The organism is Acidiphilium sp. AL, assembly GCF_025499445.1.
Taxonomy (GTDB): Bacteria; Pseudomonadota; Alphaproteobacteria; order Acetobacterales; family Acetobacteraceae; genus Acidiphilium; species Acidiphilium iwatense.
This window is the reverse complement of record NZ_JAIMBZ010000002.1, coordinates 21,294-38,259: the sequence shown is the minus strand read 5'-3', so window position 1 is coordinate 38,259 and position 16,966 is coordinate 21,294. Positions and strand designations below refer to the sequence as shown.

The 16,966-nt window shown below is 66.5% G+C and carries 20 protein-coding genes and 1 tRNA gene; 6 read left to right on the top strand and 15 right to left on the bottom strand.

The features are described from left to right. Positions 1-109: 109 nt before the first annotated feature. Positions 110-625 carry a histidine phosphatase family protein gene (locus AiwAL_RS01600; RefSeq protein WP_235703459.1) on the bottom strand — a complete coding sequence of 172 codons (516 nt, stop codon included), beginning with the start codon at positions 623-625 and terminating at the stop codon, positions 110-112. A gap of 155 nt (positions 626-780) precedes the next feature. Here AiwAL_RS01600 and AiwAL_RS01595 point away from each other — a divergent pair, with 155 nt between their 5' ends. Continuing rightward, entirely contained in the window at positions 781-1,581 is an 801-nt protein-coding gene (locus AiwAL_RS01595) for an SDR family oxidoreductase (RefSeq protein ID WP_235703458.1), read from the top strand. 19 nt (positions 1,582-1,600) lie between these two features. On the opposite strand, the gene AiwAL_RS01590 is transcribed toward AiwAL_RS01595, so the two are convergent. Genes AiwAL_RS01590 through AiwAL_RS01575 form a run of 4 tightly spaced genes read right to left on the bottom strand, consistent with a single transcriptional unit; the run spans position 1,601 to position 4,247 of the window. Further along, a complete protein-coding gene (locus AiwAL_RS01590; RefSeq protein ID WP_235703457.1) occupies positions 1,601-1,825 on the bottom strand; it encodes a hypothetical protein in 225 nt (74 codons plus the stop codon). 12 nt (positions 1,826-1,837) lie between these two features. After that, positions 1,838-2,302 (bottom strand): dUTP diphosphatase, encoded by a 465-nt coding sequence (dut, locus tag AiwAL_RS01585; protein WP_235703456.1) that lies wholly within the window; start codon positions 2,300-2,302, stop codon positions 1,838-1,840. Continuing rightward, complete coding sequence (gene coaBC / locus AiwAL_RS01580; RefSeq protein WP_235703455.1) at positions 2,299-3,507, bottom strand: bifunctional phosphopantothenoylcysteine decarboxylase/phosphopantothenate--cysteine ligase CoaBC; 1,209 nt, start codon at positions 3,505-3,507, stop codon at positions 2,299-2,301. Before coaBC ends, dut begins: the two co-directional genes overlap by 4 nt. Further along, complete coding sequence (locus tag AiwAL_RS01575; protein WP_235703454.1) at positions 3,495-4,247, bottom strand: class I SAM-dependent methyltransferase; 753 nt, start codon at positions 4,245-4,247, stop codon at positions 3,495-3,497. The genes coaBC and AiwAL_RS01575 overlap by 13 nt, the downstream gene beginning before the upstream one ends. Before the next feature lie 28 nt (positions 4,248-4,275). On the opposite strand from AiwAL_RS01575, the gene mutM reads away from it, so the two are divergent. Next, on the top strand, positions 4,276-5,103 hold the full coding sequence (mutM, locus tag AiwAL_RS01570) for a bifunctional DNA-formamidopyrimidine glycosylase/DNA-(apurinic or apyrimidinic site) lyase (protein ID WP_235703453.1): 828 nt from the start codon (positions 4,276-4,278) through the stop codon (positions 5,101-5,103). Between the two features lie 4 nt (positions 5,104-5,107). Here mutM and AiwAL_RS01565 read toward each other — a convergent pair whose 3' ends face one another. The 6 genes from AiwAL_RS01565 to AiwAL_RS01540 form a co-directional block, all read right to left on the bottom strand. Continuing rightward, the gene (locus AiwAL_RS01565) at positions 5,108-5,725 is read right to left on the bottom strand and encodes a phosphoribosylanthranilate isomerase (RefSeq protein ID WP_235703452.1); all 618 of its coding nucleotides are present in this window, start codon (positions 5,723-5,725) and stop codon (positions 5,108-5,110) included. Continuing rightward, positions 5,722-6,417, bottom strand: a complete 696-nt coding sequence (gene pyrF, locus AiwAL_RS01560) for an orotidine-5'-phosphate decarboxylase (RefSeq protein ID WP_235703451.1) — start codon at positions 6,415-6,417, stop codon at positions 5,722-5,724. Before pyrF ends, AiwAL_RS01565 begins: the two co-directional genes overlap by 4 nt. Continuing rightward, entirely contained in the window at positions 6,414-6,674 is a 261-nt protein-coding gene (locus AiwAL_RS01555; protein WP_235703450.1) for a lipopolysaccharide assembly protein LapA domain-containing protein, read from the bottom strand. The genes pyrF and AiwAL_RS01555 overlap by 4 nt, the downstream gene beginning before the upstream one ends. 35 nt (positions 6,675-6,709) lie before the next feature. Beyond that, complete coding sequence (locus AiwAL_RS01550) at positions 6,710-7,063, bottom strand: integration host factor subunit beta (RefSeq protein WP_235703449.1); 354 nt, start codon at positions 7,061-7,063, stop codon at positions 6,710-6,712. 97 nt (positions 7,064-7,160) lie between these two features. Beyond that, positions 7,161-7,796: a MarC family protein gene (locus tag AiwAL_RS01545; RefSeq protein WP_235703448.1), complete on the bottom strand. Its 636-nt coding sequence runs from the start codon at positions 7,794-7,796 to the stop codon at positions 7,161-7,163. A 90-nt stretch (positions 7,797-7,886) separates the two neighbouring features. Next, positions 7,887-7,962 (bottom strand) — tRNA-His (locus tag AiwAL_RS01540). 190 nt (positions 7,963-8,152) lie between these two features. Here AiwAL_RS01540 and AiwAL_RS01535 point away from each other — a divergent pair. Next, the gene (locus tag AiwAL_RS01535) at positions 8,153-10,738 is read left to right on the top strand and encodes a hypothetical protein (protein ID WP_235703447.1); all 2,586 of its coding nucleotides are present in this window, start codon (positions 8,153-8,155) and stop codon (positions 10,736-10,738) included. Positions 10,739-10,834: 96 nt separating this feature from the next. On the opposite strand, the gene AiwAL_RS01530 is transcribed toward AiwAL_RS01535, so the two are convergent. Continuing rightward, positions 10,835-11,899, bottom strand: coding sequence for an aspartate-semialdehyde dehydrogenase (locus AiwAL_RS01530; protein ID WP_235703446.1), 1,065 nt, complete (start codon positions 11,897-11,899; stop codon positions 10,835-10,837). A gap of 74 nt (positions 11,900-11,973) precedes the next feature. After that, the gene (locus AiwAL_RS01525) at positions 11,974-12,921 is read right to left on the bottom strand and encodes an isoaspartyl peptidase/L-asparaginase family protein (RefSeq protein WP_235703445.1); all 948 of its coding nucleotides are present in this window, start codon (positions 12,919-12,921) and stop codon (positions 11,974-11,976) included. Between the two features lie 71 nt (positions 12,922-12,992). Here AiwAL_RS01525 and paaG point away from each other — a divergent pair, with 71 nt between their 5' ends. Further along, positions 12,993-13,787, top strand: coding sequence for a 2-(1,2-epoxy-1,2-dihydrophenyl)acetyl-CoA isomerase PaaG (paaG, locus tag AiwAL_RS01520; protein ID WP_235703444.1), 795 nt, complete (start codon positions 12,993-12,995; stop codon positions 13,785-13,787). On the opposite strand, the gene AiwAL_RS01515 is transcribed toward paaG, so the two are convergent. Continuing rightward, positions 13,759-14,928: an MFS transporter gene (locus AiwAL_RS01515; protein ID WP_235703443.1), complete on the bottom strand. Its 1,170-nt coding sequence runs from the start codon at positions 14,926-14,928 to the stop codon at positions 13,759-13,761. The genes paaG and AiwAL_RS01515 overlap by 29 nt on opposite strands. A gap of 25 nt (positions 14,929-14,953) precedes the next feature. Beyond that, entirely contained in the window at positions 14,954-15,226 is a 273-nt protein-coding gene (locus tag AiwAL_RS01510; protein WP_235703442.1) for a BolA family transcriptional regulator, read from the bottom strand. Positions 15,227-15,289: 63 nt separating this feature from the next. Here AiwAL_RS01510 and AiwAL_RS01505 point away from each other — a divergent pair, with 63 nt between their 5' ends. Next, positions 15,290-15,883, top strand: coding sequence for a J domain-containing protein (locus AiwAL_RS01505; protein ID WP_235703441.1), 594 nt, complete (start codon positions 15,290-15,292; stop codon positions 15,881-15,883). A gap of 63 nt (positions 15,884-15,946) precedes the next feature. Then, positions 15,947-16,963: a cobaltochelatase subunit CobS gene (gene cobS / locus AiwAL_RS01500; RefSeq protein WP_235703440.1), complete on the top strand. Its 1,017-nt coding sequence runs from the start codon at positions 15,947-15,949 to the stop codon at positions 16,961-16,963. Positions 16,964-16,966: the final 3 nt, after the last annotated feature.

The following is a 16,966-nucleotide window of genomic DNA, read 5'->3' as shown; positions in this document are numbered from 1 at the left end:
AGCGACTATCCGACAGGTCCAAACGGCGCACGCATTGGATGGACATCTATTAAGTCGTTCCACCCCGATCATGCAACCTTCGCGCCTGCAACATGACGAAAGGACGGATTTACCTCGGTTTCGGCGGATCGATCACCCGCTGCAGCCGCGCGCCGTGCGCCCGCAGATCGCGCCACGGAGTAAGGATCAGAAAATCGGCCAGCCGCGCGGTCGGGAAACCTTCGGCCAGCAGGCGGTGCGGCTCGGACCCGGCTGGGCCGCCGGCGGCGAGTGCGAGAGCCAGCTCGTGCAAACCAGGGTTGTGGCCGACGATCATGACGCTGCGCATCGTCTCGCGCAGATCGTGCACGATGTCGAACAGCCGCGCGGCGGGCGCCATGTAGAGCGTATCGAGCATTTCGACATTCGGCCGTTCGTTCCAATAGGCGACGCAATCGAGCGTCTCGCCGGTGCGGCGGGCGGAGGAGACCAGGATCACGTCCGGCTCGATGCCGAGGCTGCGCAGGCTGGCGCGCAGCCGCAGGGCAGCGTCGCGCCCTGTCTGGCTCAGGGCCCGATCGTGATCGGCCTGATCGGCGCGGACGCGCTCGGCCTTGGCGTGGCGCATGAGAATGAGCTGGTGCATGAAATCCTTCGATGAAACGAATTCGAGCCCGTTTATGCGCGGGCGCGCCCTCGCGATCCAGTGCGGCGGCCTGATTTTAACGATGCCGGGATGTGCATGGGTGATTCGTTCGCGATGATGTCTATATAACGGCAGCGATACAAGGGAGGCAGACCATGGCTGTTCCGAAACCAGCGGACGGGATCGTGTGGATCACTGGAGCGTCGAGCGGAATCGGGCTCGCTCTGGCCGAGGCGCATCTCGCGCGCGGCTGGCGCGTTGCCGCGACCGCACGGCGCGAGCCGGAATTGCAAGCCTTGGCCGCGCGATTCCCCGGCAAGGTGATCGTGGCGCCAGCCGACGTGACCGACCCGGAAGCGGTGCGGCGCGCGGTCGCGACGATCGAGGCGGAACAGACAATCGCCCGCGCGATCCTCAATGCCGGCGCCTATGAGCGCGATACCGCGGAAAATTTCGAGGCCGCGCGCCTGCGCAAGCAGGTCGAACTGAACCTGATCGGCACGGCGATCTGCCTCGAAACGGTGATGCCGGCGATGATCGCGCGCAGGGCCGGGCAGATCGGGCTGGTCGCCTCGCTCGCCGGTCTTGCGGGGCTGCCCGGCTCGGTGTCCTATTCGACGACCAAGGCCGGCCTGATCGCGATGGCCGAATCGCTGAAATTCGATCTCGACAAGCATGGCATCGCGATTTCGGCGATCTGTCCGGGTTTCGTGAAAACGCCGATGACCGCGAATAATCGCTTCCCCATGCCGTTCCTGATGGAGGCGGACGACGCGGCGGGGCGGATCGTCGGCGGGCTCGATGCCGGACGATTCCTGATCGCATTTCCCGAAGGTCTGGCGCGGCCGCTGCGGATTCTGCGCAGCCTGCCCCACGGCGTGTTCTTTCCGATGATGTCCCGGTTCGGCGGCTCCTCGGTGCCGGGGCAGGCATCCGCCAAGCCTCCGAATCGGTGACACGCGCGAATCTGGACGATCACAAGGTGAAACGCGGGTCGTTGTCTTCTTCGCTCTCGTCGAAGCGCTTCTCGGCGGAATCGAGCGCCGCGCGCAACGCGGCAAAGATTTTTCCGACCTGGGCCGGCGCAAAACTGTAATTGCCCCGATTCGACAGATTGCCGATCTTGCGGATCGCATCCAGTGCCTCGTTGGTGCGGTTCTCGGCAAGCCGCCGGAACGCCTCGGATTTGTCGCGTGCCATTGGGTAAACTCCCTAACCTCCCATCACGATTTGCGTGCCGGTACTGCCGAATCCGCCGGCGTCGCGCGCGGTGCGGTCGAGATCGGCGGTCTCATACCAGGCGATCCGGCTGACCGGCGCGAGCACGGCCTGGGCGATGCGCATCCCTCGGGTGACGGTGAAGGCCTCGGCGCCGGCATTCAGCACGATGATCTGGATTTCGCCGCGGTAATCGGCGTCGATCGTGCCGGGACTGTTTGGAAGAGTGACGCCGTGTTTGAGGGCCAGGCCCGAGCGCGGACGGATCTGCAGCTCGAAATCCGGCGGCAGCGCGATCGACAATCCGGTCGGAATCAGCGCCCGGCCAAGCGGGGCAATTACCACCGGATCAGTGACAGCGGCGAGCAGGTCAAGCCCGGCCGAGCCGGACGTCGCATAATCCGGCAAGGGCAGATCGGCGCCGTGCGGCAGGCGCTTGACCGCGACGGTGACGCTCATGCCAGCGCCTCCGCGATTCGGGCGGCGAGGTGCTCCGCGATCGCGGATTTGCCGGCGCGCGGCCAGGGTTCGATATCGTTTTCGGTCACCAGTGTCACCTCGTTCTCCATCCCGCCCATCACGTCCGAGGCCGTACCGACCAGATTGGCGACGATCCAGTCGCAGCCCTTGCGCGCGCGTTTCCGCCGCGCATTCTCGATCAGGTTCTCGGTCTCGGCGGCAAAACCGATAACGAGGCGCGGACGCTGCTCGTCAAGCCGGGAAACTTCCCTGAGGATATCCGGGTTTTCAACAAGTTGTAGGTTCGGCGCCGCACCGTTCTTCTTGATCTTCTGCAAAGCGGTCTCGGCGTGCCAGTCCGCGACGGCGGCGCAGAACACCGCGGCGTCGGCGGGCAGCGCGTTGCGCACCGCATCGCGCATCTCGCGCGCGGTTTCGACATGGATGGTGGCGATACCGGCGGGATCTTCGAGCGCGACCGGGCCGGAAACCAGGGTGACGCGCGCGCCGAGCCGGGAGAGCGATGCGGCGATCGCATGACCCTGCCTGCCGGAACTGCGATTGGCGAGGTAGCGCACCGGGTCGATCGGCTCATGCGTCGGGCCGCTGGTGACCAGGATGTGACGCCCGGTCAGCGTGCCTATCGGGCGAAGTGCCGAGGCGATCGCATCGAGAATCACCGGCGGCTCGGCAAGCCGGCCGGGGCCGAATTCGCCGCAGGCCATCGGGCCGTCATCGGGGCCGACGACCAGAACGCCGCGCGCGCACAAGGTCGCGAGATTGGCGATGGTCGCCGGGTGCTGCCACATGCGCACATTCATCGCCGGCGCGATCAGAACCCGCTTGTCGGTCGCGAGCAGAAGCGTGGTGGCGAGATCGTCGGCGAGCCCGGCCGCCATTTTCGCGAGAATATCCGCCGAGGCCGGCGCGACCACCAGCAGATCCGCGCTGCGCGAGAGTTGGATATGGCCCATCTCGCTTTCGTCGGTGAGCGAGAACAGATCGGTATAGACCCGGTCTTCGCACAAAGCCTGCAAGGACAGGGCGGTGACGAATTCGGCACCGCCGCGCGTGAGAACCGCGCGCACCGAGGCGCCGGATTTGCGCAAGAGCCTGACCAGTTCGAGCGATTTATAGGCCGCGATGCCGCCCGAGACGATCAGCAGAATGCGGCCGCCGGCAAGTGCCTCGCTCACAGCCGCCATCCCGAATGGATCGCGGCGATTCCGCCGGTCAGATTGCGATAGGCGACCCGCGCGAAACCCGCTCCGCGCATCATCGCGGCGAGAGTGTCCTGATCGGGAAACATGCGAATGCTTTCGGCGAGATATTGATAGCTTGCCCGGTCGCCGGCGACCCGTTCGCCGATCGCGGGCAGTGCTGCGAAAGACCAGCGTTCGTAGAGCGGTGCCGCGACGGCGACTTGCAGCGTCGAGAACTCCAGGCAGAAGAACCGCCCGCCCGGCTTGAGCACGCGGAACGCCTCGGCCAGCACGCGGTCCTTGTCGGTGCAGTTGCGCAGCCCGAAGGCGATCGACACACGATCGACCGTGCGGTCCGGCACCGGCAGCGACTCGGCATCGGCCACCGCGAAGCAAATCCCGCCGATCAGTCCGCGCTGCTCGGCGCGCGCGCGGCCGACGCCGAGCATCTGCTCGTTGATGTCGGTCAGCAGAACCGGCCCGCCGCCGCGCTTGCGCCAGAGAAAGCCGATATCGCCGGTACCCCCGGCAAGATCGAGCAAAATGCGGTTTGGCCGCGGGTCCATCATCGCGACGAAATCGCGCTTCCAGAGCCGATGGACGCCGAGCGACATCAGATCGTTCATCAGATCGTAGCGGCGGGCGACGCTGTCGAACACGTCGCGCACGCGCAGGCGTTTCTCCTCGCGCGCGACGGAGGAAAAACCGAAATCGACGGTATCGCTGCGTCTGGTATCGGCCATGAGGTCAGGCTATAGCGGCAAATTCATCATGCCGGAACTCCCCGAGGTTGAAACCGTGATGCGCGGCCTGGCGGCGAAGCTCGAAGGGCGGCGTATCGCCCGCCTGTCGCTCGCGCGCACCGATCTGCGCTGGACGGTGCCGGACGGGTTCGTGCAGGCGGTCGCCGGCGCGCGCGTGGCCGGGTTCCGGCGACGCGGCAAATACATGTTCATGCGGCTCGATCGCGGGGTGTCGGTGCTGATCCATCTTGGCATGTCGGGCCGGATGACGATCGACCAGGAGCCTGTCGCGCACCAGCATCTGACTATCGAGACCGAGGAGGGGGCGGTGATCGGCTTCGTCGATCCGCGCCGGTTCGGCGCGCTCGATCTGGTGGATACCAGCGCCGAGGACGCGCATCGGCTGATCGCGCCCTTGGGACCCGAGCCGCTGGAGCCGGCCTTCGACGCGGCGGTGCTGGGTGCGACGCTCGCGGGCAAGGCGACGTCGATCAAGGCGGCATTGCTCGATCAGTCGGTGGTCGCCGGGCTCGGCAATATCTATGTCAGCGAGGCGCTGTTCCGCGCCGAAATCAGCCCGCGCCGCCTTGCAGGCAAACTGGGGGCAGCGCGAGTGAAAAAGCTGGTGCCGGCGATCAAAGCCACCTTGACCGAGGCGATCGCCGCCGGCGGGTCGAGCCTGCGCGACTATGCGCAACCCTCTGGCGAACTCGGCTATTTCCAGCACGCTTGGAAGGTCTATGGCCGCGCCGGCGCGCCCTGCGAACGTTGCCCCGGCCCACCCGCTTGCACTGGAATCGTACGTTCGGTGCAGTCGAATCGCGCCACCTATGCTTGTCCACGAACGCAAAGATGATGGGTCAGGTTTTCGCGGCCCTGATGAAATCGTGGATCAGGGCAGGGGATTTTTCGCCTGGCGCGGTTTCCACCCCGGAGGACACATCGACAGCGGCGGTACCGCTCGCCGCGATCGCCCCAGCGACATTGGTTGGGGTGAGGCCGCCGGCCAGAAGCCAGGGCGCGGGCGCGGCCCAGCCTTTCGCGATCGTCCAGTCGAACGCGGCGGCATTGCCGCCGGGACGGCTGGCATTGGGCGGCATTTTCGATTCGATGATGAACCCGTCCAGCCCCTCATCGCTGTCCGGCAGATCGGCGGCCGAGGCGACGCCGACCGCGCGCCAGACTTTCAGGCCGAACCGCGCGCGCATCGCCCGGCAGGTTTTTTCTCCGGCATAGAGTTGCAGAATGTCGAGCCGGACCGTGTCGAGAACCGAGGCGATCACCGCCGCATCGGGGTCGACGAACAGGCCGACGCGCGGCGGGCCGTCTTCGGTCGCGATGGCACGCGCCTGTTCGGCGGTCACGTAACGCGGCGAGTGGGGAAAAAACACGAACCCGACCCAGTCCGCGCCAGCGTCGACCGAGGCGCGATAGGCGCTACGGCTGTTGATGCCGCAGATTTTGACCCGCGCGGTCACGTGATCGCGGCGGCGATCGCCGCCGCCGCCGAAGCCGGATCGGCCGCCCCGGTGATCGGCCGCCCCACCACGAGGTAATCGGCCCCGGCGGCGATCGCGGCTTCCGGGGTGGCAACCCGTGCCTGATCGCCGGCATCCGAGCCCAGCGGGCGGATTCCCGGCACCACGAGCACCGGCCCGGCGCCGAACGCGTCACGCAGTGGCGCGATTTCGGCGACACCGCACACCAGCCCGTCGGCGCCCGCGCCAAGGGCAAGATGGGCGAGGCGCAGCACCTGCCGGCGCGGCCCTCCGGCAATCCCGGTTTCCGACAGGGCTTCGGCGGACAGACTGGTCAGAACCGTCACCGCGAGAAGCATCGGCCGGGCGGTGCCGCCCGTTTCGGCGGCATTCCGGGCGGCTTCGATCATCGCCGCACCGCCGCTGGCATGGATGGTGAGCATCGCGGGTTGGCGCGGCAGCAGCGCGCGTACCGCGCCCGCGACCGTGTTCGGAATGTCGTGCAGCTTGAGATCGAGAAAGACCGGCTTTTGCTCCGCGTCGTCGAGCGCCGCGGGGCCGAGGGCGCAGAAGGCTTCGAGCCCCAGCTTCACCAGGCCGCAATGCGGCGAGACCGCGCGAATCAGATCGCGCGCGCGGGATGGATCGGCAGTGTCGATCGCCGCGATCAGGCGCCGTGGCGGACGGATCATGGCGGCAGGGTGGGCGGCGCGGGTGGGGATTGTCCGGCCTGCGCCGTCTGAAGTGTGGCGACCTGCTGTTCCGCGCGCCGGGCGCGGCGGCTGGCACGAACCCGGTGCGGCAGGTGAATCAACATTCCGGCCAGAATGCCGAGGGCGAAGGCGATCAGCACGATCGCACCCACCGCGGCGGAGCCAAGCGGGCCGAACGGCCAGAACGAGATCATCGCCAGATCGCGGTTCGACAGCAGGAACACGACGAGTGCCAACAGAACGACGGCACCCAGAAAAACACGGAGAAATTTCAGCGTTTAATCCCTTTGCGCTTCGGTTCGGCGAGGGCGGGTTCGGCCTCGCCCGCTTCGGCCGGCGCTCTCATGCCCGCATTGATCATCTCGCGCAATTCCCGTCCGGCCCGGAAGAACGGGACGGTTTTTTCGGTGACATCCACCGTCTCGCCGGTGCGCGGGTTGCGGCCGGCGCGCGCCTGCCGGCGCTTGACCGAAAATGCGCCGAAGCCGCGCAATTCGACTCGCCCGCCGCGCGCCAGAGTCGCGGTCATTTCGTCGAACAGGGCGGCAACGATCCGCTCGACATCCGCGACCGTCAAATGGGGATGATCGGCCGCCAGAGCGGCGATCAATTCCGACCTCGTCATAATCCCGCCTCCCGATTTAGTGAATCTGCCAGAGGGTCACGCTTTGGTCAACGGGGGTTTTCTCTAGATTATTGAAATCAGGGAAGATTTTTCCGCATCAAAGATGAAGGGCCTGATGCAGCCCTTCGAGAATGAACTGGGCGGCCAGCGCCGCGACCAGAATGCCGAGAACCCGGCCCACCACGCTGGCTCCGGTCGCGCCCATCAGTCGCGCGAGGGTGCGGGCCGCCAGCATGGCAACGAAGGTGGCGACGATCATCGCCCCGAGCGCGATACTGACCGCCGCGATCGCCCCTGGCTGGCCGTTCGCCTTGGCATGAAGCAGGACCATGGTGGTCATCGCCCCCGGCCCGGCGATCAGCGGGATCGCGAGGGGGAACACGCTGATATCCTCGGTCGTGGTGCGGGCCGCCTCGCGCTCCTGGTCGGTCGCACGCAATTCGCCTTTCGCCGTCACCATGTCTTTCGCCGACAGGAACAGCAGTGCGCCGCCGGCGATCTGCAGCGCGGGGATGCCGATTCCGAGCAAACGCAGCAACTCCTCGCCGGCGAGCCCGAAGATCAGCAGAACGACGAAACTGATGATCGAGGCGCGCCGCGCGATGACCTGCCGTTTCGGCGCATCGTCATGCGTGGTCAGCGCGGCGAAGATGATCGCGGTGCCGATCGGGTCGATGATCACGAACAGCGCGACCGTCGCGTAGAGAAAATCGCCGGTAAGCTGGCTCAGCATGTCCGGCGTGCGGCGATGGGGGCGATCATTGCGCTGTCATGGCGGAGCGGGAACCGCTTGTCCACGTCGCATGCCATGCAGGCGGGGAATTGGGGCGAACGATGGGGATCGAACCCACGACATCCAGGACCACAACCTGGCGCTCTACCGACTGAGCTACGTCCGCCACGACGTGGGCGGTTTAGGCCGGTCGGCCCGCTCTCGTCAATTCCGCCATCTGCCCGAAGGACGGTCGCAGCCGGGCGGGCGTTGGAAAATTGTTTGCCGATTGTCACTGTAACAAGATTGAATCGTCTTGATTTTTGTTTAATATACCAGAAAATAAACGATTGTTCATTCAGGTTGAAGGAATCCACGTGTCCGGCACATCCAATGTTACTTTTGCGACCTCCTCGGTCAGCGGCGCCACAATCGCGGTCGACACGGCGATCGCGCCGCAGGTTCAGCAGGCCCTTGACAACAACGTCACCAACCTGATCAAGAACGGCAACCAGTTCATCACCGCGGCGGTCGAGACGGTGAGCCTGACCGGCGGGCAGGTGGCTACGCTTTCGGTGCCGGGTGGCGGCTTCGGCGTTCAGACTTACGCCCTGATCGAGGGGCAGGCCGGCGGCACTGTCGATCTGCCGGCCTACGACCCGGCGACTGGCGCCGGGTATAGCGGCGAAATCGTCGATGTCGCCGGCGCGGTCACCGTCAATGGCGGCAACGAAAAGAACGGGCTGATCGTCTTCAGCGCGCGAAGCGACGTGACCTTCGACGGCCAGGGCGATGTCGGCGGCATCACCACGGTTTATGGCGGTGGCGGCAACAACGACATCACGCTCGACGGGATCAACTACGCCGTCGTTCTGGCCGGTGGCGACAACACCGTCACCGCGGCGCAGAACGTTGCCGGCGGGACGAGCTACAACGAAATCACCACCCAGGGCGGCAACAACCTGATCAATCTCAACGCCGGCCAGAGCACGGTGATGTCGGCGGGCAATGATACGCTGAACGTGGCGAGCAGCTGGAACGTGATCGCGGTCGCCGGCAACGGACCGGTATCGGTCGGCGCGCAGGCGGCAAACAATCAGCTCAGCATCGGTGGGTCGAGCCTGGTTCAGGTGCTCGGCGCCGATGACGACATCACGGTAACTGGCGCGGCGACGGTCTATGCCACCGGCACCGGCGATCAGTTCACCGCCGATGCCGCCGCGACGGTCTACAACGTGACGATCAACGGCGGATCGGCCGGGACCATCGGGCTGCTCGTCGCTTACCCGGCGCAGGCGCCGGCGCAGGCGCTGCTGAACGCGCTGGTCAATCAGCCGGGCGGGCAGCCGGTCGATTTCATCACGACGCCGGGCGGCGTCACATTTCTGCTGGGTAGCGGGACTGTCCTGGTGGATGACGCGCCGGGCAATACCACCGTGCTGGGCGGCGGCGGCTCGCCCGCGCTGTTCCTCGCCACCTCGCGCAGCAACGTCACCTACGATCCGCAGGGCGGCAGCGGCACGACCACCATCATCGGCGGCGGCGGCAACGATAATTTCACCCTCGACGGCAAAAGCAGCGTCGTTCTGCTCGGCGGCGGGGCGAATACCGTCACCGCCGTCCAGGCGAATGGCGGCGGAGCGAGCAGCAACGTCATCAGCACTGGCGGCGGACAGAACACGATCACGCTGGATGCGGGCAGCGACACGGTGATTTCGACGGCGCAGGACCGGATCGTCGCCTTCAACAATAACAGCGTCATCACCGTGACCGGCGCGAACACCTATGTCGGTCTTCACCAGGGAACGTCGGGCGCCAGCATCACCGCCGCCGGCAATGCCGACACGGTCAACGTCAATGGCACGTTCGATACGATCAACGCGGTCTCGATGGGGAGTTCCAGCTACGTCTTCATCACCGGCACCGGCACCGACGCCGCGGCGACGCTCGGGGCGACCGGCAATCTGCTGACCGTCGGCGCGGATGCGACGATCACCGGCAGCGGCGCCAGCATCGCGGATTTCGGGACCGACAATAGCATCGCCGCCACTGCCGGCCCCTTGTTCGAATACGGAACCGGCGCGTCGATCGCCGCCTCGGGGACCACGCGGGTCTTCTTGAACGGCAGCGGCAATTTCGTTTCGCTCGGCGACAGCGTGATCGCCTCCGGCCAGATCACCGGCAGCACGATCGCCGCCTCGGGCAACGCCGAGGTGGCTCTCGGCCAGACCGACGGCGGCAATCTCGTGACCCTCGCCGGCAAGGCGGTGGCCCTTGTCTTTGGCGACAGCGTCGCCGCCACCGGCAACAACCTGCTGGTCACGCGGGCCGGCGACAACATGGTCTCGGTGACCGGCGCGCAAGGCTCCGTCCTGTTCGCCAATGGCGGCAGCGATACCGTCGCGGTGAGCACGGATCTGACCGTGTTCGGCGGCGGCGCCACTCTGTCGATCGCCGGGGGTTCCGGCAGCCTCATCGTCACCCAGGGTACGGGCGCGGTGACCGCCTCGGGCGGAGCCGGGTCCACCGTCCTGTTCGGCGGCACGTCGGGCAACAACCTGCTGACCGGCGGCTCCGGCGCGACCAGCCTTCTGGTCGCGGGCGGCGGCAATTCCACTCTGATCGGCGGCGCGGGTTCGACCACAATGCTGGGGGCGGCCGGCGCGAATCTCTTCATCGCCGGCAGCGGCTCGGAGACGATGACCGGCGCCGCGGCATTGGGTGCGAGCAACAACTTCCTGTTCGGAACCGCATCGAAGGATGTGACGGCCACCATCGTCGGATTCGGCCAGAACAGCACCGTCACCCTGGCGGACGGCGTTACGGTTTCGGCGCAAACGCCCGGCGCGATCAGCGGTTCGGAGACCCTCACCCTGTCGAACGGGGCGGGCGTCACCCTGATCGGCGTCACCCAGCCCCTGACCGGCACGGCGGGACCGGGCTCGACGACGATTCTTCGCTAGAGCAAGTTGGCCGGTTTTGATCGAACCATCATGTTCGATCAAAACCGGCCAACTTGCTCGCCAAAACAAGAGCAGAGCGTGATCGGCTTAAAGTCATCACGCTCTAAGAGGCTCGGATCTCGCGGCCTGACGCTCCATCAGGCCGCGCGCGACCATGGTTTCGGCGATCTGAACCGCGTTCAGCGCCGCGCCCTTGCGCAGATTGTCGGATACACACCAGAAAGCGAGGCCGTGTGGCACGGTAGGATCGACGCGCAGGCGCGAGACATAGACCGCATCCTCGCCCTGCGATTCGGCGGGGGTGATGTAGCCGCCGTCGTCACGCTCGTCGAACACGATGACCCCAGGCGCCGCACGTAGCGCGGCGCGCGCCTTATCCAGCGGGGCCGGGTTGGCGAATTCCACATGCACCGCCTCGGCGTGGCCGATGAACACCGGAACCCGCACGCAGGTTGCCATCACCGCGATGTCGGGGTCGAGGATTTTCCGCGTCTCGACCGTCATTTTCCATTCTTCCTTGGTCGACCCGTCCGGCATGAACCGATCGATATGCGGGATGACGTTGAAGGCGATGGATTTGGTGAAAATCTCCGGCTTGATCGTGTCGTTGACGTAGGTGGCCTTGGTCGAGCGCTCCAACTCGTCCATGCCTTCCTTGCCGGCGCCGGACACCGACTGATAGGTCGAGACCACGACACGCCTGATCGTGAATCGGTCGTGCAGCGGCTTGAGCGCGACCACCATCTGAATGGTCGAGCAGTTCGGGTTGGCGATGATCCGCCGCCAGTCCTTGCGCGCCGCGAATTTGTCCAGCGCCTGCGGGTTCACCTCGGGCACCACCAGCGGCACGTCCGGGTCCATGCGGAACTGGCTGGTATTGTCGATCACGATGCAGCCCGCAGCCGCCGCGCGCGGCGCGTGAATCGCCGAAACCGAAGCGCCCGGCGAAAACAGGCAGAAATCGACCCCCGCGAAATCGAAAGTCTCCAGGTTTCGCACGGTCAGCACGCGATCCTCGCCGAAGCTGACCTGCTGGCCGGCGGAACGCGGCGAGGCGAGTGCGATGACCTCGGAGACCGGGAAATCGCGTTCGGCGAGCGTCTTCAACATCTCGCGCCCGACCGCCCCGGTGGCACCGACAACCGCAACCCTGAACGCCATGGCAAAACCCCCAAAGATATTGGAGTTATGAGGTAGCTTTCGCGCAGCCGCGATGCAAGCAGATTGCCTGCATCTCAGGGTTTCGCGACACGGAACGCCTCGCGATGGATCGCGGTGCGCAATATCCGGTCCGCGCCGATATAGCCGCGATACATGCCCGACGAATTGAACGGCAGGACGGGTTCGCCCGATTCCCCCAGTGCGATCAGCCCGCCGTCGCCGCCATGGGCGGCGAGTTCGGCGATCACGTCGCCGGCGGCCGGTTCGAGCGCCACGCCCTTATAGCGGAGCCGTGCGGCGATTTCGGTGGCGGCGGCGAAGCGGATGAACACCTCGCCGGTGCCGGTGCAGCTCACCGCGCAGGTCGCATCATCGGCGAAGGTGCCGGCGCCGATGATCGGCGTGTCGCCCACCCGGCCGGAGCGTTTGCCGGTCATCCCGCCGGTCGATGTGGCGGCGGCGAGATGCCCCGAAGCATCGCGCGCGACGGCGCCGACCGTGCCGTGACGATCAGCGTCCGAGCGGGTGTCGGGCGCGCCCGAAGCACGGCGGGCGAGTTCGCGCTCCAGCGCCGCGCGGCGGCTGGGCGTCTCGAAATAGACAGCCGGTTCGAAGGGCAGGCCCGCATCGCGCGCAACCGACAGGGCGCCATCGCCGATCATCAGCAGATGCGGCGTGGTCTCCATCACCGCGCGGGCGGCGCGCACCGGGTTGCGCGGGCCGCAGATTCCGGCCACCGCGCCGGCCCTCCGGTCCGCCCCGCTCATGATCGCGGCGTCCATCTCGATCGTGCCGGCATCGGTCAGCACCGCGCCATGGCCGGCATTGAACAGGGGATCGTCCTCCAGTGCGCACACTGCCTCGGTCACCGCATCGAGCGCCGACCCGACGGCGGCGAGCACCGCCCAGCCGGCGCGCAGCGCGCGGCGCAGTCCTTCGTGCCGCGCCTCGGCCATCTCCGGCGTCATCTCCGAAGCGCGCATGGTACCCGCGCCGCCATGGATCGCGATGGTGATCGTCATGAATTCCCCCTCATTGCCGTATTGGGCAGGCTGCGCCACACTATGGGCGACAAATCAACCGGGAGGATGACATGGCCGAGGATCTGATCGTTCACAGCGAGGGCGCGGTGCGCGTGCTCACGCTGAACCGGCCTGAAAAGCTGAACGCACTCAACCCAGCCATGCATGAGGCGCTGGCCGACGCCTTCACCGCGATCGAGTCGGACGATTCGGTGCGCGCGGTGCTGCTGACCGGCGCTGGGCGCGGTTTTTGCGCCGGCGCCGATCTTACCCAGAACATGGGCAGCGAGATGCGCGATCTCGGCGCGTCGATCGACAAACACTACAATCCGCTGGTGCGCCGGATGCGCACGCTGCCGAAGCCGGTCGTCTCCGCGGTGAACGGCGTCGCGGCCGGGGCGGGGGCGAATCTGGCGCTCGCCGCCGATATCGTGATCGCCGCCGAGTCGGCGAATTTCACCCAGGCCTTCATTCGTATCGGGCTGATGCCGGATGCCGGGGGCACGCATTTTCTGCCGCACCTCGTGGGCGACGCGCGGGCGCGCGGTCTTGCAATGACCGGCGAGACCATCACCGCGCGCCAGGCGGCGGAGTGGGGGTTGATCTGGCGCTGCCTGCCCGATGAGGGGTTCATGGATGCGGCGCTCGCGCTCGCCGCCGATCTCGCCGCCAAGCCGACCCAGGCGCTCGCGGCGATCAAGCGCGCACTGAACGCTTCCGGCACCAACGATATGGATGCGCAGCTCGATCTCGAGCGCGATTTGCAGCGCGGGCTGGGCCGCACCCCGGATTTCGTCGAGGGCGTGCGCGCCTTCGCCGAGAAGCGCCCGGCCCGGTTCACCGGCGCGCCAGCAAGCCGCCGATAAGCGCCGCCGCGCCAAGCCCGGCGAAAATCGCGCGCGGGCCGATGCCGGCATGGAGCAGAACCGCGAGGATCAGGGTCGCGGCGACCATCGCGGCGGCGGAGAGAATATTGGTTCCGGCGACGGCCCGCGCGCGCGATCCCGGATCGGCCCAGGCCTGCACGGCGGCGAAGCTCGGCACCGCGATCAGCCCGCCGCTCGCCGCCACGATGAACAGGACGCCGAGAACGGCCGGATAAAGGCGAGGTGCCGCGATCGCGCCGGCGAGCAGCGCGCTGACGCCCAGCGCAATCGTGCCTTGGGTCGCCGGCCGGAGCGAAATGCGCCCGCGCATCATGCGTGCCGCGAGAAACGACCCGGCGCCGATGCCGAGCGAGAATATCGTCAGCCCGATCGTCACCGAGCCCGGCCCGCGATGCAGCGTCTGTTTGACGAGGATGGGAAGGAGCGTCAGGCAGATGATTCCCGCAGCCCAGAACCAGGTATTGACCAGGGCGGCACGCCATAATTCAGGCGGGCTGCGCAGCGCGCGGATCAGGTCGCGCGAGGCGGCGACCGGATTGGCGCGGAGCGGCAGATCGGGCCGCGCGGCGCCGGGGCGCGGAATCAGCCTGGCCGTGCCATAGGCGGCGAGCGCGAACCCCATCACGATTGCGGCGAGCAGGTTCGGATCGCGCGTGCCCAGGGCGCCGCCGACCGCGGTGCCAAGGAGAATCGCGAGGAAGGTCGCAAAATCGACCATCGCATTGGCCAAGGGCAGTCGCTCGGTCGCGAGAAGGTCGGGCAGCAATCCGTATTTCACCGGGCCGAACAAAGCCGCGAGCACGCCGAAGGTGGTGAGGGCGAGAAACAATATCGGCACGGATTGCAGCAGGAATCCCACCACGGCGAGGCCGGCGGCGGCGATTTCCACCGCCTTCACCCTGGTCGCGATCACCGCCTTGTCGATCCGGTCGGCGAGTTCGCCGGCAATCCCCGAGCAGAGCAGGAACGGGGCGATGAACACCGCGCCGGCAAGGGCGATCAGCGCTGAAGCGCCGTGCGTCCGGTAGAGAAGCAGAACCGTGAGGGCGGTTTTCAGGAAATTGTCATTGAACGCGGCAAAGCCCTGGCACCAGAACAGGGCGGCGAAGCGGCGATCCAACAATAGGGCGCGGGTAGTGCCGATATCACCCCTCGCCGGGCGCCTTGAGATCGAGCGAGAGCGCGTGCAGTCCGGCATCGAACTCCGTTTTCAGCGCGTCATGCACTGCGCGCGAGCGGACGACGCGGCTCATTCCGGCGAATCGCGGCGAGACCAGCCGGACATTGTAATGGGTTTCGCCGCCGGGGGCGGCTCCGGCATGGCCGGCATGGCGGGCGCTGTCGTCCTCGATATCGAGCACGATTGGCTCGAAGGATGTGGTCAGAAAGTTGCGGATGCGCTCGGTGCGGGATGTCATGGGTGGATTGTGCGCTACCGATCCGAGGTTGCCAAGACGCCCGCAAAGGGCAAATTACCATTCATGACGAGCGTACCACCACGATCCACCAGACGCGTGCGTGCCTTCGCGCCCGACCCGGACGCACCGGGCCGCGAATGCGATATGCCGGAGTGCCATCGCCCCGGCGATTACCGCGCGCCGAAATCGCGCGACAATCTGCGCGAATATTTCTGGTTCTGCCTGGAGCATGTCCGCGCCTACAATCTGGCGTGGGATTATTACAAGGGCATGAGCCCCGGCGAGATCGAGGCCAATCTCCGATCCGATACCGGCTGGCAGCGGCCGACCTGGCCGCTCGGGCGCAATGGCGGCATCGGCGAGGCGCTGGAAGCCGAACTCGCCGCCTTCGCCGGGATCGGCCGCGCTCATGCGAGCCCGCAGGCGGAACGCACGCCGCCGGAACTGCGCGAGGCGCTCGGCGTGCTCGGCCTCGGCTGGCCGGTGACGCGCGAGGTCGCGAAATCGCGCTACAAGGAACTCGCCAAACGGCACCACCCCGATGCCAATGGCGGCGACAAGGGGGCGGAGGAACGGTTGAAAACCATCAACCTCGCCTATGCCACGCTGCGCAGCCACCTGCCGCGGGGTCGGGTTGCGGCGCCGGCGCAGGCGTGAAGGCTTGCGGCCCGCGTCACGGCGAGTAGTCTGACCACATGGGACAAACAGGATGACCGATCGATGAACAATATCGCTGCCTTGGCCGAAACCCGCGGCAAGCCGACTTCGGCGATCAATCTGCCGGACCGCCGGGTTTCAGCGCGCGAGGTCTTCGGCATCGAGTGCGGGTTCGACATTCCGGCCTTCTCCGAGCGCACCGAGCACGTGCCGGAGATCGACACCACCTATAAATTCGACCGTGAAACCACCCTCGCCATCCTCGCCGGCTTCGCGCTGAATCGTCGCGTCATGATCCAGGGCTATCACGGCACCGGCAAATCGACCCATATCGAGCAGGTTGCCGCCCGGCTGAACTGGCCCTGCATCCGGGTCAATCTGGACAGCCATATCAGCCGCATCGACCTGATCGGCAAGGACGCGATCGTGCTGAAGGACGGCAAGCAGGTCACCGAATTCCGCGAGGGGCTGCTGCCCTGGGCGCTGCAGCACCCGTGTGCGCTGGTGTTCGATGAATACGATGCCGGAAGGCCGGACGTGATGTTCGTGATCCAGCGGGTGCTGGAAGTGGAAGGCAAGCTCACCCTGCTCGATCAGAACCGGGTGATCCGCCCGCATCCGGCGTTCCGGCTGTTTTCCACCGCGAACACGGTCGGCCTCGGCGACACTACAGGCCTCTATCACGGCACCCAGCAGATCAATCAGGGCCAGATGGACCGCTGGAACATCGTCGCCACGCTGAACTACCTGCCGCACGGCCAGGAAGTCGCGATCGTGATGGCGAAACTCGGAATCGAGCCGGGCAACGCCGCCGAACGCAAGCGCATTGAAAGCATGGTGGCGCTGGCCGATCTCACCCGCGCCGGCTTCATCAACGGCGATATCTCGACCGTGATGTCGCCGCGCACCGTCATCACCTGGGCCGAAAACGCTCACATCTTCGGCGATCTCGGTTTCGCGTTCCGCCTGACCTTCCTGAACAAATGCGACGAGGCGGAGCGCAGCACGGTCGCCGAATACTATCAGCGCTGCTTCAATGATGAGGTCGAAACCGGCGTGATGCCGCGCCGGTCAGCCTGAGCC